At 40.2% G+C, this 25,048-nt stretch carries 16 protein-coding genes and 1 pseudogene; 11 read left to right on the forward strand and 6 right to left on the reverse strand.

Annotated features, from left to right (window positions below; translation table 11 throughout):
- Positions 1-96 precede the first annotated feature (96 nt).
- The 5 genes from ACW6QP_RS05365 to ACW6QP_RS05385 all read right to left on the reverse strand — a co-directional run bounded on the left by ACW6QP_RS05365 (position 97) and on the right by ACW6QP_RS05385 (position 11,721).
- A complete protein-coding gene (locus ACW6QP_RS05365; protein ID WP_457909823.1) occupies positions 97-2,460 on the reverse strand; it encodes a DUF2309 domain-containing protein in 2,364 nt (787 codons plus the stop codon).
- Positions 2,457-3,902 (reverse strand): proton-conducting transporter transmembrane domain-containing protein, encoded by a 1,446-nt coding sequence (locus tag ACW6QP_RS05370; RefSeq protein ID WP_457909824.1) that lies wholly within the window; start codon positions 3,900-3,902, stop codon positions 2,457-2,459. Before ACW6QP_RS05370 ends, ACW6QP_RS05365 begins: the two co-directional genes overlap by 4 nt.
- Positions 3,903-3,922: 20 nt before the next feature.
- Positions 3,923-4,231, reverse strand: coding sequence for a hypothetical protein (locus ACW6QP_RS05375; protein WP_457909825.1), 309 nt, complete (start codon positions 4,229-4,231; stop codon positions 3,923-3,925).
- A gap of 242 nt (positions 4,232-4,473) precedes the next feature.
- Entirely contained in the window at positions 4,474-4,782 is a 309-nt protein-coding gene (locus ACW6QP_RS05380) for a hypothetical protein (protein WP_457909826.1), read from the reverse strand.
- 1,005 nt (positions 4,783-5,787) lie between these two features.
- Positions 5,788-11,721 carry a HAMP domain-containing protein gene (locus tag ACW6QP_RS05385; protein ID WP_457909827.1) on the reverse strand — a complete coding sequence of 1,978 codons (5,934 nt, stop codon included), beginning with the start codon at positions 11,719-11,721 and terminating at the stop codon, positions 5,788-5,790.
- A gap of 281 nt (positions 11,722-12,002) precedes the next feature.
- Between ACW6QP_RS05385 and ACW6QP_RS05390 the strand changes: the two genes are divergently transcribed.
- The 11 genes from ACW6QP_RS05390 (at position 12,003) to ACW6QP_RS05440 (ending at position 24,548) form a co-directional block, all read left to right on the forward strand.
- Positions 12,003-12,374: a response regulator transcription factor gene (locus tag ACW6QP_RS05390; protein ID WP_457909828.1), complete on the forward strand. Its 372-nt coding sequence runs from the start codon at positions 12,003-12,005 to the stop codon at positions 12,372-12,374.
- Positions 12,375-13,414: 1,040 nt separating this feature from the next.
- Complete coding sequence (locus tag ACW6QP_RS05395) at positions 13,415-13,579, forward strand: hypothetical protein (RefSeq protein ID WP_457909829.1); 165 nt, start codon at positions 13,415-13,417, stop codon at positions 13,577-13,579.
- Between the two features lie 717 nt (positions 13,580-14,296).
- Entirely contained in the window at positions 14,297-15,793 is a 1,497-nt protein-coding gene (locus tag ACW6QP_RS05400; RefSeq protein ID WP_457909830.1) for a glycoside hydrolase family 130 protein, read from the forward strand.
- Positions 15,794-15,852: 59 nt separating this feature from the next.
- Complete coding sequence (locus tag ACW6QP_RS05405; RefSeq protein ID WP_457909831.1) at positions 15,853-16,230, forward strand: VOC family protein; 378 nt, start codon at positions 15,853-15,855, stop codon at positions 16,228-16,230.
- A gap of 136 nt (positions 16,231-16,366) precedes the next feature.
- Positions 16,367-17,473, forward strand: coding sequence for a ligand-binding sensor domain-containing protein (locus tag ACW6QP_RS05410; protein ID WP_457909832.1), 1,107 nt, complete (start codon positions 16,367-16,369; stop codon positions 17,471-17,473).
- Between the two features lie 212 nt (positions 17,474-17,685).
- Entirely contained in the window at positions 17,686-18,864 is a 1,179-nt protein-coding gene (xerA, locus tag ACW6QP_RS05415; RefSeq protein WP_457909833.1) for a site-specific tyrosine recombinase/integron integrase, read from the forward strand.
- 48 nt (positions 18,865-18,912) lie between these two features.
- Complete coding sequence (locus ACW6QP_RS05420) at positions 18,913-20,514, forward strand: AAA family ATPase (protein WP_457909834.1); 1,602 nt, start codon at positions 18,913-18,915, stop codon at positions 20,512-20,514.
- Positions 20,515-20,659: 145 nt separating this feature from the next.
- On the forward strand, positions 20,660-21,145 hold the full coding sequence (locus tag ACW6QP_RS05425; RefSeq protein ID WP_457909835.1) for a hypothetical protein: 486 nt from the start codon (positions 20,660-20,662) through the stop codon (positions 21,143-21,145).
- 172 nt (positions 21,146-21,317) lie between these two features.
- Positions 21,318-21,488 (forward strand): hypothetical protein, encoded by a 171-nt coding sequence (locus ACW6QP_RS05430; RefSeq protein WP_457909836.1) that lies wholly within the window; start codon positions 21,318-21,320, stop codon positions 21,486-21,488.
- Positions 21,489-22,041: 553 nt separating this feature from the next.
- A complete protein-coding gene (locus ACW6QP_RS05435) occupies positions 22,042-23,424 on the forward strand; it encodes an alpha/beta hydrolase family protein (RefSeq protein WP_457909837.1) in 1,383 nt (460 codons plus the stop codon).
- Between the two features lie 479 nt (positions 23,425-23,903).
- Positions 23,904-24,548, forward strand: coding sequence for an alpha/beta hydrolase (locus ACW6QP_RS05440; protein WP_457909841.1), 645 nt, complete (start codon positions 23,904-23,906; stop codon positions 24,546-24,548).
- 317 nt (positions 24,549-24,865) lie between these two features.
- Here the strand turns inward: ACW6QP_RS05440 and ACW6QP_RS05445 are convergent.
- Positions 24,866-25,048 (reverse strand): annotated as a pseudogene (locus tag ACW6QP_RS05445) (IS110 family transposase); the annotation flags it as partial.

Genomic DNA, 25,048 nt, shown 5'->3' on the forward strand with positions numbered 1-25,048 from the left:
ACTGTGTAAAACCTACAGTATATTCCATGCCATGAAAGTAAGTGACCGCTTAAACTTACTTATTTAAGCGGTCACTATTACCCATGATATCAGGAATTAATCGGCTAATTCGGACACTGATAAAAGAACTTCTTTTTCTAATTTATTGCCAGACATATTCTGCCAAGTGTATTTATCCCTAAATCGAAATACGTTATTATTCTTTAATGGGTCCAAAACCAAAAGATGGATCCATTTGTTGTTTATAAGTTTCATCAAATTTTCATTATTTTTTAATATTTCCTGAACTCTAGAAAGGGGAGATTGAATGACCACTGAGAGCCTTAAAGGTTCATGATATATTTTTTCATCGGTCATTTTTACAGACTGTAAGGGTAATCCTATTTTTAAGTCTCCTCCGTTACCTTCCACCACTCCGAAGCGCCCAGTTATATTATGAAAAATCTTTGTGCTACCTCCAAATTTGTCATTATCAACAGTTGAAAAATAATAATGGTTATTGATCCACTGGGTTACAGTCATCGGTCCCTGCATTATGGCTTCAAGTGCATCTCCGGTCTTATCATTTCGCCAGTCATATGAATGTAAAAAACAGCGGCTTTCCAAATCGCGATGTGCTGTAAGTGATCTTGGGCCAATTATGAAGCCTGCATTTCTCGCCAGACCCCATTCCGGGCGTGTGTCACTCCAATCATTCGCTTTGGATTCGGCTAAGGAAACCGATCCGGAACTAATATTAAGTCGACTGGCGGTGGCATTTTTTTGTACCTCCTTAAGATCGCTTTTTAATGACTCAAGCTTTTTGGAGTGAGAATGCAAACTATTATTCTCGAACAAGACGATTTCATCCGTGGTCGTATTATGCTCGGCTGCAAAGAAAATAGTATCTCTTGGAATTTGTATATCAAATTTCACTGAAAGAATTTCTCGTACCTCTTTATTGTTTGCTATACGGGCCAACATTCGGGCATTATGTCTGCCCGGGTTGGCGGCACATGCCCCACAGTCAAGGCTGGAACCAAAAGCATTATTGGCGGTATGGCTGCCGTGGCCAGCGAATATTACAAGTGGGGCAAAACTTTTCCATCCAAGCAGGTCGAATGCATTTTTAAGGATCAATACCTGGTCCATAACCGGTATCTGCTCTTGTTGGTTACTACCAGCATTATATAGTTCTGGATCGCAATAAGATTCATGAAGTTTTTCATTAGATTTTTTTCTTCTATAGAGTATACCTGGAGAGAGGGTTCGGCTTAATAAAGCAGTTCCATATGCAATTCCAGCACCTTCAACAAATCCAAAAGCGGAGGGAAGCATATTTTTCATACGCGTCAGAAAATGGTTTCTGAATTTTCTTTTGCGAAAGGAAAATTGTCGTTCCTCATATTCTTTCTCTCTGTTTTCACTGGCGATCTCACTAACATGGTAAGCAGAAGGAACTATAGGCGGACAGCTTTTTTTCTTAATTCCAGTCTCATCATCCAAATAGTCCATAGCTATTCCGAAGAAGCCTGCATACCCAAAGGTTTCGTAATTCCCTATAGCTTCCACATGCTTCCGAATCTGTTCGGATCTGGTATCTATACAAAAAACGAATTGTGCATCTGGTCTTTTTACTTTTTCTTCATTTTTCTTGTCATTCTTAATTTTCAAATTTCCTATTAATGATTCCTGAAAACTGTATTCCCAGCTTTTCAAAAAAGCCAGACTTATTTTATGTAATTCTTCTGTTTGGTGATGTGGATCATTGCTGTTCTTTATTGGCAGGTCCATGGCTTCGGCGAGTAACAACCGCACTGCTAGGTAGTCCTGAAGATTTATTGGGAATTTTTTATTCCATTCGGAATCTGTATGCAATCTGTGTTTAATATAACCCACCCAACCAGGTAGGGCTGCCAAATGATGGATAAATATATCGAGGTGATCCTCCACTTTGTAGTTCTCCATAACTCTTTGAATGGCCAATAGGCTGGTTTTAGGAATTTCACCCAAAATACCAGCTAGATTCTTATCATATACTATCAGGTTTTTCCAGGAAGTATAAAACCCTTCTTCCCTGTAAGGCATAGACCATTCTGCCTGTCCTTCATCCATAAAATTAGCGAGCCATTTCGACATTTGCCGGTCTAGCTCCTCATGAACGTTTTGGATGGATGATTTTTTTGGTTCAAGCAGGATTTCAAGACAATCCTCTATGTTTTTATCTATCCCATAGGCAAGTATTTGCTTTTGTAAAATTCTCTCCTTAATCTGTCCGTTTGTCCAAGCATAACTTAGGACAGCCCCATCAGGATAAACATTTGCCCCTAGTAACATTTCAGCATGTTTTAAAGCGTCGTCAAATGGTAGACTCTCGTAGCCAGAAAGAGGATTTGAGGTTACAAAAGAATATAATGGCCAAGTCTGGCCTATTACCTTAGAAGCCTGTTCTATTTTTTCATTTATAGAGTGTATTTTCATATTTCTTTAGTTTTGTATTTGTGAATCGTTTTCGAAGAAGGCTGGGATGCATTCAAGAGTTTGACATATAACCACGGAATTTTCCTGTACGTTCCTAATTTCATCAGAAAAAAACCAAGGAAAAACAAAAGGCCGAAACTGATTTCCACCGGAGATAGTTCTCTTGGAACCTGAATCATGCGCATATCACTCATCATTACGGTCGTCCAGTTAAAAATTAATGAATACAGCCCAACCCCTATAATAAAAAGTAGTCCTGAAAAACCTATACGCTGCAAATAGGTCCATGACTTCTCTTTTACAATATTATACGTGGCTTGGCCAACTGTAATGGCGACAATGAGCGTTAAAAAAATACCACTGTCCGTGTTAAAACCCTTTCCTGTGAGGAACGCAAACATTCCCGCCCCCAGCAAGCTAAATACGATTACCAGAAGAGCCTGGATAGGTTTGATTCTGATCTTGAGAGGATTTGAGGGATAGGAATGTTTAACTTCTTCTCCTGCCGAGAGGAACAGATATGCTTTATAAAAACCATGTAAAATTAAATGTGCGATAGCTGCATTAAAGAAACCTAATCCGCATTGCATGATCATAAAACCCATTTGGGCAATAGTGGAGCAGGCGAGCTTATGTTTAACCTTTACCTGTAAAAGTTTAGTGAATTGCGCAATGATAGCCGTTATACCTCCTATTATGAATAAAAGGTCGTAAGTGTTCGAATAAAATATGAGCACCGCACAAATTGTGAGCAGTATTCCCGATCCATTAACAAATCCCGCATGCATTAATGCAGAGGCTGGGGTTGGAGCTGTCATAGCTGATAGTAGCCATTTATGAAAAGGAAAAATTGCAGATTGAATTAAGGCTGCAGAAATAATAAATAATGCAGCGATTAATAACAGCCAAAAGGGATTCTGATCCAGGCTTCTGAAAATCCCACTAAGGGTATAAGAATCGTTTATATATGCCAGTAAAAGTAAACCAAAGCCCAGAAGTAAGTTACTTAGAAGGAATTTACGGGAAGTATATTTAAAAGCCTGTCTGGCTTCCCCCCATTTTTTATTTATTCCAATGAGATTTGCCATAAAGAATCCCATTCCAAACCATGCAGCAATAAATAGCCATATACTGTTAGAGATCACTAAAACGAGAACAGAAAAGGTAAAGCACGCCGAATTTCTAAAATAGGATCTGTAATATTCAAATCCCTTTAAGTAATTGAATGAGTAACTACTGATTACAGCACTAAAAAAACTCACAGATAACCAGATTAAAGCGGAAAACCCATTGAATCTGAATAAATCTGATTCATAGTTAGGAATATCCGGGTAGTTGATTACAATAAACATCAGGTTAGCAAAGAAGATTAACCAGTAAAGAAAAGGGATGGTTTTAAAAGGCCTGCTAGCTGAAGTTGTTACTAATTTGTTTTTCATCATCACATTTTGCATTTGTATGTTTATTCTTTAGAGGAATTAATGTTGAGATTATTTCGGTCTGGATCTACCAGTTCTACTTCAATATTCCCCTTTATCCTTACATCCATATTGTTTTGATGGGCGTCTATTACCATACGTTCTACCACTTGCTTAAAATTGCCTAGTTCTGCCAGCCTTATCTCCGAGTTATGAACATTTTTCTCATCATTTTGGATGTTCAAACATTTAAGGGAATGAAATTTAATTTTATAATTCACCAGGGAGAGGAGTAAATCTGCAGCTTCTGGAGGGCTGAAACTGCCTTGTATGAATTTAAACTTTTCTGTCATTTCTAATAATTTGAAGTTTTGGAGTAGTTGCATTGTTATCCTTCTTATCCTCAGGTTTAGCATCAATACGAAGTAGAAATATCATAGAAAGTATAATACTACATGTCATAAGTTTATCGAAAAACAGGTTGCCCAAAGTATATGATAAACCCAGGGAAACGAGTAAGACAAGCATGCCGAGGACTGGTAGGAAATTATTTTTTAAGAAATTCATAGAATTTAGTATTTTGAAAAGAATGGATTTAGTCTTCTATAGTTAATTTTAGTTGTCCTTCTATCTTTATATTGCTTCCATTGTTTTTTTGATCTGCTAACCATTTTTTTATGGTTACTGTGGATTGCTCCAACTCTGCTATTCGATTATCGAATTTTTCAGTATTACATGAGTGATTGCCTTCCCACAATTGTAATTTTTGGATTTTATAAAAATTAATTTTCTCATTTAATAGAGTGCTCAGAAGATGAGCGGCTTCAGAGTTTGTGAAACTTCCTCTTACCAATTCAATTTTTTTCATTTCTGTTTGTGCAATTGGATTCTCTGTTGTTTTCATGTTAAAATGTTTTTTTAAAGATTGGGACAAATATCAAAAGACAATCTCATATATTTTTATTTATATTTATAATGATAAGCATTAATATTATTTATGTATTGAATTTTCTTATTTGTCAATTTGGAAAATGCGGGAAAGAGCAAGTGATATTCTAAGAAGATTGATGGAATATACCTGTAGAGTTTTATATTAAGTAAGCGAAAAATTTTCGAACATTGTATTTTAACCGATTGAAAAACTAGGAATATTTAGTTTTCTTGAATTATAGATTTTTATCTTAAAAATTAATATTTTTACATCGGCGTGATTTGATATTTTCTAATCAATTAAAATGACATTTTGAATCCGATTCGGTGACCTTTTAAAATAGAAATTTTGAAACCTCACTGTTAACAAGGTATACGGGAATAAGTGTGCGTTCTGCCACCCCGACAATATAAAGCCTTGCACGGAAGTGCGGGGCTTTTTTGTTGGTACCAGGCGAAAGCTTGCTTTCAAGCCGAAGGACCAACTAAAAAGACCAGACAGGCGATAGCCTGCGGGGTTTATTTTGGCTTCCCGCCACTTAGGATCACCGACTACAGGGAGGTAATCCTGCTCCGATTAAAATGAAGCCTTACATTGCAAAGTGTGAGGCTTTTTTTTAAAAAAATTACCAAAGAGTTACGCAGGTTCCCCTCGATCCCGATGATTCGGGACGGGGCTGCCACCCCGACAAAATAAAGCCCTGCACGGAAGTGCGGGGCTTTTTTGTTGGTGCGAGGTGAAAGCTCGCTTTCAAGCCGAAGGACCAACAAAAAAGAACAGGCAGGCGATAGCCTGCGGGTTTTTAGCAACCCTCCAATCAGGTATTTCCGCGGAATAGTTCTATCTAAAAGGTGAGCTAGCCTTTGCTTTATCAATTCAATTTCAGGCCAAATTCATTTCAATAAAAAAGGGAAACAACCCCTGGAGCAACTCCCGATTGTTTCCCTTTAATTTATTAGCAGTTTTAATTGTCTTAGACTACTGGTGTAACCACAGCTGCAAAATATTGAGCAGTTTCTCGATATTTACCGGCTTGGTAAGGTAATCGTTGGCACCGGCTTCAAGACTTTTAGCCTTATCTTCTGGCATTGCCTTGGCGGTTAAAGAAATAATAGGCAGATTCTTAAATGCCGTATTTTGCCTTATTTTACTGGTGGCTTCATAACCATCCATCACCGGCATCATCACATCCATCAATACAATTTCGATATCAGCATCTTCTTCTAATTTTTCAATTGCCACCTTCCCGTTTTCGGCCAGCACCACTTCCATTCCCACATCTACCAGGGCTTTAGAAAGTGCGTACGAATTACGGTTGTCGTCATCTACCAACAGCACTTTTATATCTTTAAGCACGTGTTTTGGGTCGTGTAAATCGGCCATAATCTTTTTCTGTTCAGAAGAAAGCTTGCTCTCATCGAAGTGAATAAACAGCGAAACCTCTTCCAGAAGCATCTCGGGAGAAGAAGCTCCCTTGATAAGAATGCTGTCGGTAAATTTCTGCAATTCTTTCATCTCTGTTTTAGTAAGCTCTTTCCCGGTATAAACCACTACTGGCATCGTACTGGTTTTTTTATCGGATTCCAGTTTTTTCAGAATTTCCTCTCCCGAAATATCCGGAAGGTTAAGGTCTAAGATAATGCAATCAAAGGTTCGTGATTTTAATTGTTTTAATGCCTCTTTTCCGGTGGTTACCGCCGTAATTTTTACGCCTTTATTTTCAAGTATGCTTTTTATGGCCTTTAAGCCGGCTTCATCATCTTCTACAATTAGCAGTTCTTTCACCTGGGCCTTATGCAATTTCTCCATTTTCTGAATTGCATTATCGATCTCTTTAGATGATACCGGTTTCAGACTAAAGCCCATTGCTCCTTTACCAAGAGCCTCCCGGCTAAAATCCTCTTCCCCGGTAAGATGTACCGGAATATGCCTGGTTTTTAAATTGAATTTTAAGTGATCGAGTACATTAAGTCCTTTCATATCGGCCAGCTGGGCATTGAGTAAAATTCCGTTTGGCTGAAACTGGGAAGCCAGCTTCATTCCCTCCTTTCCATCTTTGGCGAAAAGCAATTTAAAGCCATATTTCTGAACCAGTCTGCGAACGGTTTGGGCGAAAAACTTATCGTCATCGATGATCAACATGGAATATTCTGAAACCTTTAGGGTGTCCCTGTCATCGGGAATAAAAGCTTCAGGAAGATCGTCGGGTTTTGAGCGGGATATTTGATTTTCCTTTTTAGGCTCGGGCAAAGATATTTTTGAATCGGTGTAAGACGACATGGCATCTTCCTTTTCCTTTATTGGCGCAGTGGTTAAATCTACCGGCACATAAACCGTAAAGATACTGCCTTCACCCTCGGTGCTTTCTATATGAATTTCTCCACCCAGCAATCTTGAAAGTTCTCTGGAAATGGTTAATCCCAGCCCTGTACCTCCATATTGGCGGCTTATTCCCCCTTCGGCCTGTTGAAAAGCTTCAAAAATCATCATTCGTTTGGCCTCCGGAATTCCAATTCCAGTATCTTTTACTGAAATTTCCAAAATTTGTGACTTCGGAAGCGTAATCTCGCGGAATTCTACTTTTTTACCGGGTTTACCAATCGCCACACTTACCGATCCTTTTTCTGTAAACTTAATCGCATTGGAAATAAGGTTTTTCACGATTTGTTCCAGTCGCTGCCCATCGGTAATGATGCGCTCGGGAGCATTGGCTTTGGTTTTAATGGTGAATTTTAATTTTTTCGATTTTGCCAAAGGCTCAAATTGATTCTGAAGATTATTCACCACGCTTTCTACCAGCACTTCTTCAGGATGAATTTGGAGTTTCCCTGCCTCTACTTTAGAAAGATCCAGAATATCATTAATCAAATTCAGCAGGTTTAAGCCGCCTTCATAAATAATACTGGCCGATTTTTGCTGATCTTTGAACAGGTTTCCTTTTTTGTTATCGCTCAGGTCTTTAGATAAGATAAGCAGGCTGTTTAGCGGGGTTCTTAATTCGTGAGACATATTTGCCAGGAATTCAGACTTATATTTACTGGCAAGTTCAAGTTCCCGGGCTTTGCGTTCAACCTCAACCCGGCTGGACTGCAGGTCTTCTTTCTGCATCTCCAAATCTTTGGTTTTAGATTCCAGGTCGTCATTAGCCATTTGCAGCTCGGTACTCTGAATTTTCAGTTTTTCCTGTTGTTTCAGCAATTCTTCAGACTGTCGCTGAGATTCTTCCAGCAGGTCTTTCATTTTCTCCCTATCCAGGGCAGAGTTAGTGGTAATCGCGATATTCTCTCCTACCGATCGCATCAACTCGAGCTGGTGATCGTTAAAGGATTTAAACGAACCAATTTCTATCACCCCTTTTACTTCCCCGTCTATAAGGAAGGGTTGCACCAAAATATTCTGCGGATGTTTATCTCCCAGACCTGAAGAAACGCTAATGTAATCGGCGGGAACTCCGGAAATCACAATCACTTCTTTCTCAAGTGCGGCCTGCCCAACCAGTCCTTCCCCGAAATCGAAGGTGGTTTTTAAGGTTTTTCGTCTGGTAAAGGCGTAAGAACCGGTCATTCTTAACTGTCTCTTATCCTTGTTTTTCTCAGCCAGGTAAATAACTCCAACCTGGCCGCCCAGGTATTTGGTAAGGAAAGAGATGATATTTTTAGACAGGGTAAGAAGATCCTGCTCTCCACGCATCCTGTCGTTAAGACCGGCCTGTCCTGTTTTAATCCAGGCTTCGTTTTCATTTTCTTCCGAAATTCGCTTCAGGTTTTCGGTCATCGTGTTCAGCGCGATTCCCAGTTGGTCATCTTCTGAACGCAGCGGCATTTCGATAGCGAAGTTTCCTTCAGCAATAGTATTCGCAGCCTTTACAATGGTAGTAAAGGAATCTACCATCGCATTGATATTGTTTTTCAGTTCCTGAACTTCCCCTTTAACTTCCACATCAATTTTTCGAGAGAAATCACCCCGGGCAAGCGCGGTTGATACTCCCGCGATATCCCGTACCTGCGAGGTAAGGTTACTTGCCATCTGGTTTACATTATCGGTTAAGTCTTTCCAGGATCCTGCCACGTTTGGCACCTCGGCCTGACCTCCCAGAATACCTTCGGTTCCCACCTCACGTGCCACGTTGGTTACCTCATCGGCAAAGATGTTTAGCGCATCTACCATGATGTTAATCGTAGTAGAAAGTTCAAGTACTTCCCCACCCTTACCCTGTTCAGAAATCTTTTGCGAAAGATCCCCGTGGGCTACTGCCGTGGTTACCGAGGCAATTTCCCGTACCTGGGTGGTAAGGTTTGATGCCATCGTGTTTACATTATCGGTAAGGCCTTTCCAGGTTCCGGCAACGTTAGGCACCTCAGCCTGACCTCCCAGTTTACCTTCGGTTCCCACCTCACGCGCCACACGGGTTACCTCGGCAGCAAATACGTTTAGCGAGTCCACCATCTGGTTAATCGTATCTTTTAGTTCGGCGATCTCTCCTTTTACATCGATAGAAATCTTTTGGGAAAGATCCCCATCGGCCACCGCAGTTGCTACATTGGCGATCTCCCTTACCTGGCTGGTAAGGTTACTCGCCATCGTATTTACATTTCGGGTTAGATCGAGCCAGGCCCCGGCCACGTTTGGCACTTCAGCCTGCCCTCCCAGCATCCCTTCGGTACCCACCTCGCGAGCCACACGGGTCACCTCGTTGGAAAGGATATTCAGCGAGTCTACCATCGTATTGATAATGGTAGAAAGTTCAAGTACTTCTCCCCCTTTTTCTTCTTCGGAAATTTTCTTGGATAAATCTCCGTTGGCCACCGCTTTGGTTACCGATGCGATCTCCCTCACCTGAGTGGTAAGGTTTGATGCCATGGTGTTTACGTTTTCGGTAAGTTCGAGCCAGGCACCACCCACATTAGGTACTTCGGCCTGCCCCCCAAGAATACCCTCGGTTCCTACCTCACGGGCCACACGGGTTACTTCATCTGAGAAAATATTCAGCGAGTCCACCATCGTGTTGATGGTTTCTTTAAGTTCAGCAATTTCCCCCTTGGCTTCAATAGCAATTTTCTGGGCCAAATCTCCTTTGGCCACGGCAGTTGCCACATTGGCGATCTCCCGTACCTGGGTAGTAAGGTTAGATGCCATATAGTTTACGTTATCGGTAAGATCTTTCCAGGTTCCGGCAACATCGGGTACTTTCGCCTGGCCACCAAGAATACCTTCGGTTCCCACCTCACGAGCCACACGGGTTACCTCATCAGAGAAAATGTTTAGCGAGTCTACCATCTGGTTAATGGTATCCTTAAGTTCTGCGATCTCTCCCTTTACATCAATAGAAATCTTTTGGGAAAGATCCCCATCGGCCACCGCAGTTGCCACGTTGGCGATTTCCCGTACCTGGGTGGTTACGTTGCTAACCATGATATTCACATTATCGGTAAGATCTTTCCAGGTTCCGGCGGCGGTGGGTACAATTGCCTGGCCTCCCAGTTTTCCTTCGGTTCCCACCTCACGTGCCACACGGGTTACTTCGGCAGCAAATAAGGTTAGGGAATCAACCATGCTGTTAATCGTGTTGGAAAGCACCAATACTTCCCCTCCTTTCCCCTGTTCAGTAATTTTTTGCGAAAGATCTCCCTGAGCCACCGCAGTGGTTACCGAGGCAATTTCCCGTACCTGGTTGGTAAGGTTACTTGCCATCGTATTCACATTATCGGTAAGATCTTTCCAGGTTCCGGCGACATCGGGCACTTCGGCCTGGCCTCCCAGTTTTCCTTCGGTACCTACCTCACGGGCCACACGGGTTACCTCGTCTGAGAAGATGTTCAGGGAATCTACCATCTGGTTTATGGTATCTTTAAGTTCGGCGATTTCTCCTTTTACATTAATCGAAATTTTCTTGGAAAGGTCACCATTGGCCACCGAGGTAGCTACCCCGGCAATCTCCCGTACCTGGGCGGTAAGGTTTGAGGCCATGGTGTTTACGTTTACGGTGAGGTCTTTCCAGGTTCCGGCGACATCGGGCACATCGGCCTGGCCTCCCAGTTTTCCTTCTACCCCTACCTCACGGGCCACGTTGGTTACCTCGGCGGCAAAGATGTTCAGGGAATCCACCATTCGGTTAATCGTGGTCGAAAGCCCAAGTACTTCGCCTCCTTTTCCTTCTTCAGTAATTTTTCGGGAAAGGTCACCATCGGCCACCGCGGTGGTAACCCGGGCAATTTCCCGTACCTGTTCGGTAAGGTTAGAGGCCATATGGTTTACATTGTCGGTAAGGTCTTTCCAGGTTCCTGAAACGTTAGGTACACTGGCCTGCCCTCCCAGTTTTCCTTCGACCCCCACCTCACGGGCCACCAGGGTTACCTGTTCAGCAAAAATGTTCAAACTACCCAGGGTTCGGTTGATTACATCGGCCATCGCGCGGAAGTCTCCGGTTACGGTAAGGCTAAATTTATCTTCGAGTTTCCCGGCGGCAATACTATTTAGAATTCGGCTTACCTCAAGTACCGGTTTTGCAATCGCTTCGATAAGAATATTAATGTTATCGATCATATCTTTCCATACCCCGCTGGAAGCCTTGAATTCGGCACGGGCATCGAGGTTACCTTCAATACCACCCACGCGGGAGATACGGGATACCTCGGTACTTACCCCTCCAATCATTTCAACCATCGTGTTATAGGCTTCGGCCACATCGGCGAATTTGTCGTTGCGTTCTTTGGAGAGCCGCACCGAAATATCTCCTTCCCTAAAGGCTTCAAGAGCGAAAATGAGCCGGTCTAATTGATCGTGCACGTAATCGCTGTCTTTAAACATATCTTTATCGGCAACCCGTTTCGATTTTTTTACGATGGGTTTCTTAGCGGTCGCAGTTCGGCGGGAGGTGCTTGTAGTTTTTGGGGTAGTAGTTTTTTTTGCCATTTTAAAAAGTAGGTATTAAATCGCTTTGAGTATGAATGTTAAAAATCACTAAACAAAATAATGGGCGGTAAAAGAAGCAATTTATTATAAGAGGCACTGTGAAAATTTTGTGAAATGTTTAATCAGTTTTAATGTAGAATTTTGCAAAAATCCTAACAAATGCAAGCAATTAGCAAAGGATTCTAAAAACCTAAAAATTTATTAAAACTAAAGATTGAGGCTTTTAGGAATTGAATATGATTACTTTTAGCGAAATTTGTGAATCCAGGAAACCTACTCTTATGAATAAAATTTTACTTGTCGAAGACGATCATTATTTAGGAATTATTCTCAACGACCAGTTGGAAATGAATGGTTATGAAGTGAGCCTGCTTAGGTCTCCAAGGCTTACTGTGGAAAGATTGCAGGAAGAAAATTTTGATTTGGTAATCATGGATAAGTTGCTAAGCGGAATAGATGGCACTGAAATTTGCAGAGAAATAAGAGATACTGAAGCTGTGGCTCACACCCGGGTGTTAATGATGTCGGGGTTTGATGGTGCCAGGGAGATTTGCCTTGAAGCCGGGGCTAATAATTTTATCGCCAAGCCTTTCGAGGTCGATGGATTTTTGGAAAGTATCAAAACTACTATTTCTGAAACCGGGAGTCTTTAGTTCGTGAGACCTTAGTTCGGGAGCCGGGAGGCGTTGGTTCGCGTTGCGGGAGTTCGGGATTCGGGATTGGTTGATTGGTTGATTGGGGATTGGTTATTTTGGGTTGCGCGTTGCGAGTTGCGTGTTGCGCGTATTTTTCTAAAAATCAGGTTTATACTTCTAACCTCTACCCTCTAACTTCATTTGGAACTTTTTCTCTTCTAACTTCTAACTTCTAACCTCTACCCCCTAACTGTTGCTCGTGCCTCGCTCTGTCGGAATTACAAGAACAGGCATTTGTCATTTCGACCAACGGGAGAAATCTCATCTGAGTAAGCTTTTATTTTTATCTCTTTAAAGGAGTCGTTAATTCGTGAGACGGTTGTTCGGGAGCCGGGAGGCGTTGGTTCGCGTTACGGGTTGCGCGTATTTTTCTAAAAATCAGGTTTATACTTCTAACTTCTAACTTCCTTTCGGGTTGCGTGTATTTTTCTAAAACTCAGGTTTATACTTCTAACCTCTACCCTCTAACTTCATTTGGAACACTGATGACGCTTATTTAGCAGATTATCGCTGTTTTCTTTGCCACGAATACACGAATAATTTTTTTGAACTTTCTGGATGTTGTTTAAATTTCTTTTATGTTCCGGCCTGGCATCGATACACAATGAGATTCCTCGTCGCTCGTACCTCGCTCTGTCGGAATGACAAGAACAGGCATTTGTCATTTCGACCAACGGGAGAAATCTCATCTGAGTAAGCTTTTATTTTTATTAAGGGAGTCGTTAATTCGTGAGACGGTTGTTCGGGAGCCGGGAGGCGTTGGTTGGGGAAGCGGGAGGCGTTGGTTCGAGTTGCGCGTTACGGGTTGCGCGTATTTTTCTAAAAATCAGGTTTATACTTCTAACCTCTACCTTCTAACTTCATCTGGAACGCAGATGACGCGGATTTAGCAGATTATCGCTGATTTGTTTTACTGCATACTGCATATTTAAAAACTGCAAACTTTTTATTCTAATGCGCAATGAGATTCCTCGTCGCTCGTGCCTCGCTCTGTCGGAATGACAAGAACAGGCATTTGTCATTTCGACCAACGGGAGAAATCTAATCTGAGTAAGCTTTTCGTTGGCTCTGGTTGCGGGAGTTCGGGATTCGGGATTGGTGGATTGGGGATTGGTGGATTTGGGATTGGTGGATTCGGGATTGGTGGATTTGGGATTGGTTAATTGGGGATTGGTTGATTTGGGATTGGTTGATTGGGAATTGGTTGGTTCGGGAATTGGTTGGTTCGGGAATTGGTTGGTTCGGGTTGTAGGTAAAATTTAAAAATGACTTTTCACTTCTAACTTCTAACCTCTAGCTTCATTTAGAACGCTGATGACGCAGATTCTTCAGATTGTCGCTGATTTTTTTACGGCATACCTAAAACCTGCAAGCTTTTTATTCTAATGTGCAATGAGATTCCTCGTCGCTCGTACCTCGCTCTGTCGGAATGACAAGAACAGGCATTTGTCATTTCGACCAACGGGAGAAATCTCATCTGAGTAAGCTTATATTTTTATCTGTTTAAGGGAGTTCGGGATTCGGGATTGGTGGATTGGGGATTGGTGGATTCGGGATTGGTGGATTGGGGATTGGTGGATTTGGGATTGGTTGATTGGGAATTGGTTGGTTCGGGAATTGGTTGGTTCGGGTTGTAGGTAAATTTTAAAAATGACTTTTCACTTCTAACTTCTAACCTCTAACTTATAGGTTAGCAGTTGGTAGTCGTGAGTCTTTAGTCGTTAATTAAACTTCTAACCCTCCTACCTCGCTCTGTTGGAATGACAAGGAAACTTAAATCTGAGAACAGAGAACAGAAAACTGAGAACAGATCATTTCTGTATGAAAAAATTTATTTGTAGGAATTTGCTTTAGGGCCCGGCTTTCTGCTTAAATTTATAATGAATCAGGTGCCTGGGCTTATGAGTGTTAGAGTTATTCGCAAGGATATTTCATTTCTTCCCGATGCCAGCCGAATTTTGGCGCGCTTCTTTATGGGTGGAGAGGAAAAAACCCAAAAATTGATCTTTAGGGTTTTAAACCTTAGTGAGGCCGAAGTTCATCTCGCCCTGGAACAGTGTTTACGGGAATTCTCCAGCAGACACCGAAATATTTCAAGAATCTTTTTAAAGCATTGCAACGAGATTCAATGGATCATTGAAAAGATGGAAGTAGATTTTTCGGCTTTAAGCGAGGAATGTAAAATGCTCATTGGGGCTTATTGTACGATGGAATATTCTATCGAATCGGCGGCATTTTTTAATCCGTCGGTGATGGAAGATTTCGATCAAAGTATGTTGCAGCCGGGGCATAAACGGGTGGTGTTTAGCTTCAGGGCTACCGGAGAGGGACACATTTCTTCGGTGGTATTTAGAAGAGGCGTGCTGGATCATAATTGTGAGCTTCAGTTGAGCAAGGTGGGCACCGATATAGATATGCCCGAGATTTCGCATAAAAAACTCTACGACAAGGGCCGTTTTCTGGCCAAGCTCCACGAGATGCATATTCCGAAGAAATATTCGACGAGTATTATGCAGGGGCTTCCGGAGAAATTCGAGTATTATGCCTTAAAAAATTCCGTAGAAAATTTACTGGCCACCAACAGCATTGGGGTTGAGCGCCGAATGGCATTAGAGGAGATCACCTGGCTGGTAGATTCGTTTTATGACCTGAAGTTTCATCACGATGCCGATATCACCGAGCGGGTAATTTTTCCGATCTCACATTCTGAAAGCCGGGGAATCGAGGATGCGCGTTTTACCTGTTTTAAGGAAAATGGCAAGGCCTGCCGAATTTATGCCACCTATACGGCCTATAACGGTCATACGATTTTGCCTAAACTGATGTATACCGAAGATTTTTACACCTTTAGGGTGATGCCTTTACACGGCAATGGTGCACGGAATAAGAACCTGGCGCTTTTTCCGAAGAAAATTAAGGGAAAATATGCGATGCTGGCGCGGGTAGACGGGCTAAATAATTATTTGATGTACAGTGACCGAAGCAATTTATGGAACGACCCGCAGCTTATACAGGAACCTAAATATCCCTGGGAATTTAATCATATTGGCAACTGTGGCTCTCCTATTTACACCGAGCAGGGCTGGTTGGTACTTACGCACGGGGTTGGGCCAATGCGGCGGTATTGTATTGGGGCTTCGCTTTTTGACCTGGGAGATCCGTCGCAGGAAATTGGCAGGCTTAAAGAACCGCTTATTGCGCCATTAGAGAGCGAACGCGAGGGCTATGTGCCCAATGTGGTATATTCATGCGGGGCGATAATTCACAATAACCATTTGATTTTGCCTTATGCGGTTTCAGATTATAGTTCTACTTATGCGGTGGTGGATATGGGCGAATTATTATATGCCTTAACCGGGCCGGGGGAACGACATTAAAATTGGCAGAATTTTCATTCAAAGTTTAGCTACCTTTACTAAAACTAAAAAACCAAACTATGAAATTAGGTGCCTTTTCGGTGAGTCTTAGTGTAAAAGATCTGGAATTATCCCGCGAATTTTACGAGAAACTGGGCTTTGAGGTTTTTGCCGGGGGTGAAGATCGCAATTATTACATTATGAAGAACGGCAATGCGCTTATAGGTCTTTTCCACGGAATGTTTGAAAATAACATTCTCACCTTTAATCCGGGCTGGAATGAAAATGCTGAAAAATTAGCAGAGTTTGACGATGTGCGAAAAATTCAGAAAAAGATCAAGGAAAAAGGCCTTAGCCCCATGAGCGAATTGGAGGAAGACGGAAGCGGGCCCGGTAGTTTTATGCTTCTGGATCCCGACGGGAATGCGATTCTAATAGACCAGCACGTTGAGAAGTAATGGCATTATATTCAATTTTGTGACTCAGGACACTGGAGCTATGAATTATATTTAAAAAGTCTTGCCGGGAAATATTAACCTGGAAAAGCCATTGCTTGTTAACATACCCCTAAGCCACAATTATAAAACTAATATTATGGTGAAAATTAGTGATAAGATGAAATTAATTGCAAAGATCTTAATTATAGCATTTCTGACAATTCAGCTCACATCCTGTACGGGGCATATAAATGAAAAATCTGTTACTGATACAGAAGAAAATCAAATAAAAAACCAACCACCGATTTTACTCCAAAAAACGACATTCCCTCAAATTCACAGCAACTTAAATGGAATGGTAAGAGAGTTTGTAAGGACAATGCATCAGGACAGAAAAGGGAACTATTGGTTTGGAACAAATAGTGAAGGGATTATACGTTATGATGGACAAATTCTTGAAAAAATCACTATTGCAGGAATCAATCCACTTTTTAGAGTTTTAGAGATTGTAGAAGACAATGCAGGTAATTTATGGTTTGGAACTTCGGAAGGTCTCATAAAATATAATGGAATTGAATTTAGAACATTTTCAAAAAAAGAAGGCTTGCAGAATGAAGAGATTTGGGGTTTAACTATTGACAAAAGCGGTCTTATTTGGGTTGGTTCGACAGGAGGTGTTAAGCAATTTGACCGAGAGAGATTCATACCTTTTACCTTGCCAGATTCAAAAGTTGAAAATGCAAAACCTATGCTATCTAGCAAATTGGTATTCAAAATTAAAGAAGACAGGAATGGAACTTTCTGGTTTGCTACTGATGGGAACGGAATATTCAAATATAACAACGGAAAATTCACCCATCTAACAACCAAAAACGGACTTGTCGATAATAATGTAGCTGATATTTTGGAAGACAACCAGGGAAATATTTGGATTGGAACTTTTTATGGTGGTGTAAGCAAGTTTGATGGTGAAAATTTCACAAACTTCACTAAGGATGGAATTATTGAAGGTGAAGAAACGTACAATTTTTATGAAGACAGCAAAGGGAATATTTGGTTTACGGCTGAATCTTATGGTGTTTACCGATATGATGGCAAAAATTTCAAGCAATTCACCACTGAAGATGGCTTAACATCTAATGTCACGCAAAGTATTCTAGAGGACAAAAAAGGACGAGTTTGGTTTGGAAGTTGGCAGGGACTATCCATATTCGATGGAGAAAAATTTATGGATGCTAAAAACAAAGAGCCCTGGACAAACTAAAAATAATTGTTGTCACCTGGCAGGAAATCGCTAAGCCGACATCCCGATAGCTGTCGGGAGGCGTCCCTATTCCAGATACTTATACCTAAGCCTAAACGTTGCCAGATAATTGAATTATTTAGTTTCTGAAAAGTTGGTTTGCAAAATCTGGGACTGAAGCCGGGGAATTTCACCTATAGCTAAAATTAAATTTTGTCGCTATGTTGGCGGGTATGAAAAAAGTAATACTCGAATGCTTACGACACAGGGGCTCACAAATAGCGATTAAATTTGGCTATGATGAAGAAATAAAGGCCCATGTTAAGAAATTTCCCGGGGTAACCTGGACGAAAACCCACACGTGTTTTTACGTAAATTTTTCAGCTGAAAGACTTCAGCAGCTTGTAAAGCATTTAAGGACCGGTGGGTTGCTTGTGGAAATTTCTTCGGAATTCAGGTCGATAAAAGCGCATCAGGAAAAAGGTACTTCAGGCCAGGTTTCAGTATTAACTTCAGAAAAAAAGGCCTTGCTAAAGCAATATGAAAAGTATCTATTCGGCATTCGCTATAGCCCGAGTACCATAAGGACTTATACTAATTTTATTCAGAAGTTTTTATTGAAATTGAACAAGGAAGTTAGAAATATTAACAACAGGGATCTGGAGATTTTTTGTGAAACCGAAATTGCCGGGAAGGATTATGCTATAAGTACTCATAGGCAGGCGGTGAGTGCTTTAAAGCATTTTATAGATTTACACCGAATAGATGGAGTAAGTATTGAAACGATTAAGCGGCCCAGAAAAGACAGGGCTTTGCCGGTTATACTTTCTAAAGAAGAAATAATTGACCTGTTACGGGTTACCCGAAATTTAAAACACCGGGTGATATTAGCTTTGCTATATTCCTCTGGCCTTCGCATTGGAGAGGTGCTAAGTTTAAAGTTAAATGATATTGACATAGACAGGAGGCAAATTTTAATAAGGCGTGCCAAGGGTAGAAAAGACAGGGTTGTGGGGATGGCAGAAAGTTTTATTCCGTTATTATGGAATTACATAAACACATTTGAGCCTAAAACTTTATTTATTGAGGGGGTTGAGGGCAAGGCTTACTCAGCTTCGAGCGTTAGAAGTTTTTTAAAAGAATCCTGCCGCCGGGCCGGCATAAAGAAAAGAGTAACGCCACACACCTTGCGGCACACTTATGCAACACATATGTTGGAAAACGGCATAGATTTAAGGCATATACAAATGTTGCTAGGTCATTCGAAGCCAGAGACCACAATGATCTATACCCAGGTAAGCCAAAAAGATTTGGTAAAGATAAGGAGCCCGCTTGATGTTACTTTACGGGAGCTGGCTCAAACCGATAACAAGCAAGAAAACCCGCGTTTATCCCGCAACATTTTCGATTAAAAGTGTAAATTGTCGCGGATATAACACGTTGGCATTCATACAGAACAGATGAAAATTCAAGAAATCAAAATAAACCGCTTTAAGAGATTCACAGATTTAACCGTGACAGATATTCCGGAAACCACCAAACTAGTTGTTTTAGTAGGACCAAATGGTAGCGGAAAGACCTCTATTTTTGAAGCATTATATCATTACTATAAATTCACAGGGTTTAGAAATACAGGTGATAAGGATTACTTAGAGAAAAAGGATGGGGGAGCATCGAATGATAGTTGGTATCAGAACAAGGTCAAAATCACCTTCCACGATAACCCGACACTAAATCGAGATATAATAAAAGACAAATTCTATTTCAGAACAGCATATAGAAATGAGTCTGACTTTACAGTTAGCGGACTTAATAAGCAGAATGATCCTTCTCAATCCGTAAAACTGAAAAATCTAATGCAGAATGATATAACTGTTTCCGAAAATTATCAAAGGCTTGTTGCCCAAACCTTAGCGGGAGTATACGACCAAGGAAATGACGCTAAAACTGTCGAACAATTAAGAGATGAATTAATAGGGAAAATAAAAGCTTCGTTATCCAATATTTTTGAAGATTTAAATATGACGTCTATCGGAGACCCTCTTTCAAACGGAAGTTTCTTTTTTGAAAAAGGAGTTTCAACTGACTTTCACTATAAAAATCTTTCGGCAGGGGAAAAATCAGTTTTTGACCTTATTCTCGATATAATAATCAAGTCAAATTACTACCCAGAAGCAATTTTATGCATTGATGAACCTGAGGCTCATATGCATACTCGATTACAATCTAAGGTATTAAAGGAACTTTATAGGTTAACACCAGAGAACTCTCAACTATGGATTTCAACACATTCGATTGGTATGCTCAAAGAAGCAGAAGAAATTGAAAAAGCCAATCCAAACACAGTAGTATTTCTTGATTTTGACAATAGAGACTTCGATTTGACTGAGGTAATGAAACCTGCTCAAATTAACAGAGCGATTTGGGATAGATTCTTTGATTTGGCTTTTGCCGATTTTTCTCAATTAATTGCACCAAATAGAATCGTATTCTGTGAAGGGACTTCTCAAGGGAGAAAATACAAAGACTTTGACGCACAGATATATGGTAAGATTTTCGAACAAAAATATCATGATACCAAGTTCGTTTCAGTAGGCTCAAGTTCTGAGTTAGAAAACATAGAAAATCAGTCTGTTAAAATTGTTGCAAACATTTTAAAATCTTCTGCTATAATAAAATTCGTAGATAGAGACGATAAAAGTGCTCAGGAAGTACAAGAAAACACCGATAAGGGAATTAAAACTTCAGGAAGAAGGCACATTGAAAGTTACCTCTTTGATGACGAACTAATCACAAAACTCTGTGAATCTGTAGGTAAACCAGAACTCACACAAGATTGCTTAGATGCAAAAGCTCAGGCAATTCAAGACAGCATTGGACGGAATAATCCAGCAGATGACATTAAATCTGCTAGCGGACAAATTTTCACCGAAATAAAAAGAATTCTTGGTCTTACACAATGTGGAAATAACAAGTGTGCTTTTGTTAGAGATACTATGACACCATTAGTTACTGAAGACACTGCCGTTTATCAAGAATTGGAGAATGAAATATTTAATTAAAAAAGTACGAAATGCCAACAATGGCTATAGTTAATACGGGTTTTGGTGTTTAACTGAAAGTTTCGTGCTTTTAAGAAAGTCCGCCAAATCTTTTGATTTGGCTTTATAAAGAAAAAGATAAAACAAAATAAAAAGCTTTGGCTAAGTGCTTAATAGAAAGTTTACCACTTTTAATTCCCGTACTAACCATAGCCGAGACGTTGTAATGCATATGCGAAGGATAAAAATTAAACGAAAGAAAGAAACTTTTAATCAAAATATTGATTACAAAATCCTCGTGGATAGTGAACAAATAACAAGATTAAAAAATGGAGAAGAGAAAATAATTGAGATAAATGAAAAAGCTAAATATTTAGAAGCAAAAATTAATTCAGGAAGGAGCCAAAAGCTAGCTATAGGTAATTTGAGATCTGATCAAGAAATATTAGTTTCTGGAGATCGCTTTAAAAATAAATATTTAAAATATGCGGGAGCTTTAATTCCACTCATTTCACTGACTTTTATTCTCAAACATAATTACGAAATAATTAAAATAATAGGTGGAGTTAGTTTCGTGTTATATCTCCTTTTTATAATTAATATTCTGACTTTTCAAAAGAGAAAATGGATTGATCTCCGATTGATAAATTGAGAATGCAAACGCATTACAACAACGGTTCACCGCAAATAAGCGGCAGCGTTAGAAAGAAAATAATTAACTTGACCAACAAACGAATACTAAGCCGACAAGTCCGTGTTCCCTACTCCGCCAACTTGCGGTAACCGAAACCGTTACCTACAATAGCTCCAAAAAAAAACAAAATATGATGAAAAAAATACATTTTGATCTTCTAATGATACTTTTAATGGCCGTCCTGTTACTGACTTTACACCGACTTGATCTATTGGAAGAATATGCAAAATTCGGACTGGTAGCCTTTTTAGCTTTCTACTGGCTGGGGCAATATTCTGAGAGAAGATTTAAGAGAAAATGATAACGGACTTTAATACCGATTTGGCGCAATAAAAACCTTATGAACGGATGCGGTAACTTAGGTTCTTACTCGGATGTGTCGCTAAAGTAGGTAACAACATATAAAAACAATGCTTAATTTGTTCTTGAATCGAAACCCTGCGCTCGCTTGCTTAGCGGATTGTCCTGCGGACAATCACGCGCGCCAGCTCGCACAGTTTTTATACGAGACGTTGCCAGCAATTGCTACGATTCGGACGGACACGGAATTTGATTAAAGGATATTGCTTCTCCCCTGACCTTTTAAAAAGCGATCTCGAAAACTGACAAAATTCGGGTTTCGATTCGGCGGATCGCAGTCCGTAACAAAAGTAAAATTCCAAAGGCACGGACGGAGTTTCACCAGACCGGGCGTTTGGCAAAAGCAGGCAACACTGTATAAAAGCAATTGCGGCGACATTTTTACGACTGAATCGTTCCGAAAAAGAATTAAAGTTCGGTTTTGCTAAAAAATACTAACTTGAAAGCGCAACAGCTTTTATACATAAACGTTAGCCACCATTTAAATAAATGATATGAAGAAAATGAAAATTGGATTTTTTGCTTTAGTAGTTCTATTTTTTAATCTTGCTCAATCTCAAGAAATTGCCGGTGATTGGCACGGAGCATTGAAAGTTTCTGGAATGGAGATTCCTCTAATTTTTCATATAGAGAAGAATGACTCAACTTTTTCAACTTCAATGGACAGTCCGAAACAGGGAGCATTTGGAATAAAGGCTGATCACACTGCCTTCGAAAATTCCGTTTTAGAAATTGCTTTTCCAAGCGCAGGTATTTCATATGAAGGAACTTACAATGTTGCAGATGAAATAATTGAGGGAACTTTTAAACAAGGAGGGATGAATCTTCCGTTAAACCTCTCCAGGAACAAAGATGAAGCAATGAATTCGTCGCCTCTGCGCCCTCAAGAACCAAAAGCCCCATTTAATTATCGTTCAGAAGAAATAACCTTTACCAACACTAAGGATAGTATAGAACTTGCAGGCACCTTAACAATTCCTACAGGATCAGGAAAACATCCAGCAGTAGTCCTCATAAGCGGTAGCGGACCACAAAACAGGAACTCTGAAGTTTTTGGACATAAACCGTTTCTTGTTTTAGCAGACCATCTTACAAAACAAGGAATTGCTGTCTTACGGTTTGACGACAGAGGAGTTGGCGAATCAGAAGGAGATTTATCTAAAGCTACATCAAAAGATCTTGCCAATGATGTGGAAGCAGCGGTAGAATTTCTAAAATCTCGACAAGAAATTCAACTTAATAGAATCGGACTTCTTGGTCACAGTGAAGGCGGACTTATAGCCCCAATGGTTGCAAATAGCTCCAAAGAAGTTGATTTTATAATTTTACTCGCGGGCCAGGGCTTACCGGGAGACAAGAATCTACTATTACAAAAAAGAATATTAGAACAAAAGAGCGGAATCGATGAACTAACAGTAAATCAGGGTCAGCAGATTTTTAGCGGCGCATATGACCTTATTAGGAATTCAAAAGAAGAGGAACTGGAAACAAAACTGAAAGAGTATTTTCAGCAACAGTTTGCTGGCCGTTTGAATGAAAATCAAATTCATACCCTGGTTCAACAAATCACCTCGCCTTGGATAAAATTTTATTTGAAACACGATCCTGCTCCAGTTCTGGAAGAAACAAGTATTCCTGTGCTCGCTTTATTTGGTGAAAATGATTTTCAGGTGCCTCCGGTTGAAAATTCCAAAATTGTTAAAGAATCATTGCAAAAAGCTGGAAACGATGAAGTGCAGATAATTGTTTTTGACAATTTAAATCACCTTTTTCAAGAGAGTTCGACAGGTTTACCAAATGAATACGCCGAGATAGAACAAACCATTTCTCCCAAAGTATTAGAAACTATCTCCACCTGGATTCTCGAGCGTAAATAAAACGGTGGCTAACAACATAAAAAAACAATGCTTGAACCTGTCTCGAATCGAAAGTCCGTGTTCGCTTGCTCAGCGGATTGCCCTGCGGACAATCACGCTCGCCCGCTCGCACAGTTTTTATACGAGACGTTGCCAGCAATTGCACCGATTCGGACGGACACGGAATTTGATTAGAGGATATCGCTTCTCCCCTGACCTTTTAAAAAGCGATCTCGAAAACTGACAAAATTCGGATTTTAGTTCGGCGGATAGCAGTCCGTAATGAAAGTAGAATTCCAAAGCCCCGGACGGGTTTTCGCCAGACCGGGCGTTGGGCAAAAGCAGGCAACACTGCATAAAAGCAATTGCGGCGAAATTTTTACGACTGATTCGGTACGATAAAAAATTAAGATTCGGTTTTGCTAAAAAATACTAACTTGAAAGCGCAAAAGCTTTTATACGAAAACGTTGCCCACAATTTGAAAAAAAATCGTCGTTCAATGAAAGGTATTTTATTAACTGGAATTCTTTTTTGTTCGACACTTTATGCGTGCGGACAAACAAGCGATGACCGATTTATTTTCTTTTTACATAACCGCTTTTTAGAAGAACACGGACTGGATGAATTGCATCCAGAATTCGGGAGGACCGAATACAAAGAAATTTTAGCTGCATTTGAAAATAGCGGATTCAAAGTCATCAGTGAAAAAAGAAACGGTAATGTGAATGCTCGCGAATATGCACTCGAAATGGTAAGTCAAATAGATAGTTTGATTTTGAGTGGAACTGACCCTGGAAAAATTACAATAGTTGGAACATCAAAGGGTGGATATATAGCTCAATATATCTCAACTTTTGCAAATAATCCTAAATTGAATTTTGTGTTTGTGGCAAGTTATAGAAATGCCGATTTAGAAAATATACCTGAAATTAATTATTGCGGGAATATTTTAACTATCTATGAAACCTCAGACCCTTTCGGAGTTTCGGCAATTCAAAGAAAAGAAAATTCAAATTGTAAAATCAAGCATTTTAAGGAAGTGGAATTAAATACAGGATTGGGACACGGATTTTTGTTCAAGCCGCTAAAAGAATGGATTGAACCGACAAAAAAATGGGCGAACGGGAATTACGAACTCAAGTAAAACTGTGGGCAACAACATATCCTATGAAAAGCAATAACCAGATTCTCTTCCAAATTTAATATTTAATTCTCTTTATTTCAATAGTTTATATTTTTTAGCGCGTTGAATTTTTATTGAAGCTTTGCTTCAGTGAAAATTCAATGCTATAATAACCTGCTCAGCATCCTATTTGTGGTCACTTTTATAGCGCCACCAGCATCTCTATGATTGGTTATATAAGCCTGTCCACTTGCTAACAAAATGTGGTCCGCAGTGGCCACCTACGTTGTTTTGTGGTACAGGTTTTTTATTGTTTTGAGCTTGGTCATTTGTTAGTACTATTCTACCACTCCTATTTGGTATGGAGTTTCTGTTTTTATTACTGCTAAAGTTCTACTCAGTAATTTATGAGCCACTTTTACTATTATTTTCTTGACATCCTTGCCCAGGTGTTTTCGATAATACGCCTGAATAACAGGGTCGGTCCTGATGGCCTGCCAGGCCGCTTCTACAAAATAAGA

The sequence above is a fragment of the Salegentibacter haimaensis genome (assembly GCF_054121495.1).

What these genes read in the sequence shown, in the direction of transcription:
- ACW6QP_RS05380 (WP_457909826.1), bottom strand. Translation starts at nt 4,782, where the DNA reads ATGAAAACAACAGAGAATCCAATTGCACAAACAGAAATGAAAAAAATT.
- ACW6QP_RS05435 (WP_457909837.1), top strand. Translation starts at nt 22,042, where the DNA reads ATGAAGAAAATGAAAATTGGATTTTTTGCTTTAGTAGTTCTATTTTTT.
- ACW6QP_RS05395 (WP_457909829.1), top strand. Translation starts at nt 13,415, where the DNA reads ATGACAAGAACAGGCATTTGTCATTTCGACCAACGGGAGAAATCTAAT.
- ACW6QP_RS05375 (WP_457909825.1), bottom strand. Translation starts at nt 4,231, where the DNA reads ATGACAGAAAAGTTTAAATTCATACAAGGCAGTTTCAGCCCTCCAGAA.
- ACW6QP_RS05390 (WP_457909828.1), top strand. Translation starts at nt 12,003, where the DNA reads ATGAATAAAATTTTACTTGTCGAAGACGATCATTATTTAGGAATTATT.
- ACW6QP_RS05430 (WP_457909836.1), top strand. Translation starts at nt 21,318, where the DNA reads ATGATGAAAAAAATACATTTTGATCTTCTAATGATACTTTTAATGGCC.
- xerA (WP_457909833.1), top strand. Translation starts at nt 17,686, where the DNA reads ATGAAAAAAGTAATACTCGAATGCTTACGACACAGGGGCTCACAAATA.
- ACW6QP_RS05365 (WP_457909823.1), bottom strand. Translation starts at nt 2,460, where the DNA reads ATGAAAATACACTCTATAAATGAAAAAATAGAACAGGCTTCTAAGGTA.
- ACW6QP_RS05400 (WP_457909830.1), top strand. Translation starts at nt 14,297, where the DNA reads ATGAATCAGGTGCCTGGGCTTATGAGTGTTAGAGTTATTCGCAAGGAT.
- ACW6QP_RS05370 (WP_457909824.1), bottom strand. Translation starts at nt 3,902, where the DNA reads ATGATGAAAAACAAATTAGTAACAACTTCAGCTAGCAGGCCTTTTAAA.
- ACW6QP_RS05405 (WP_457909831.1), top strand. Translation starts at nt 15,853, where the DNA reads ATGAAATTAGGTGCCTTTTCGGTGAGTCTTAGTGTAAAAGATCTGGAA.
- ACW6QP_RS05410 (WP_457909832.1), top strand. Translation starts at nt 16,367, where the DNA reads ATGGTGAAAATTAGTGATAAGATGAAATTAATTGCAAAGATCTTAATT.
- ACW6QP_RS05440 (WP_457909841.1), top strand. Translation starts at nt 23,904, where the DNA reads ATGAAAGGTATTTTATTAACTGGAATTCTTTTTTGTTCGACACTTTAT.
- ACW6QP_RS05385 (WP_457909827.1), bottom strand. Translation starts at nt 11,721, where the DNA reads ATGGCAAAAAAAACTACTACCCCAAAAACTACAAGCACCTCCCGCCGA.
- ACW6QP_RS05420 (WP_457909834.1), top strand. Translation starts at nt 18,913, where the DNA reads ATGAAAATTCAAGAAATCAAAATAAACCGCTTTAAGAGATTCACAGAT.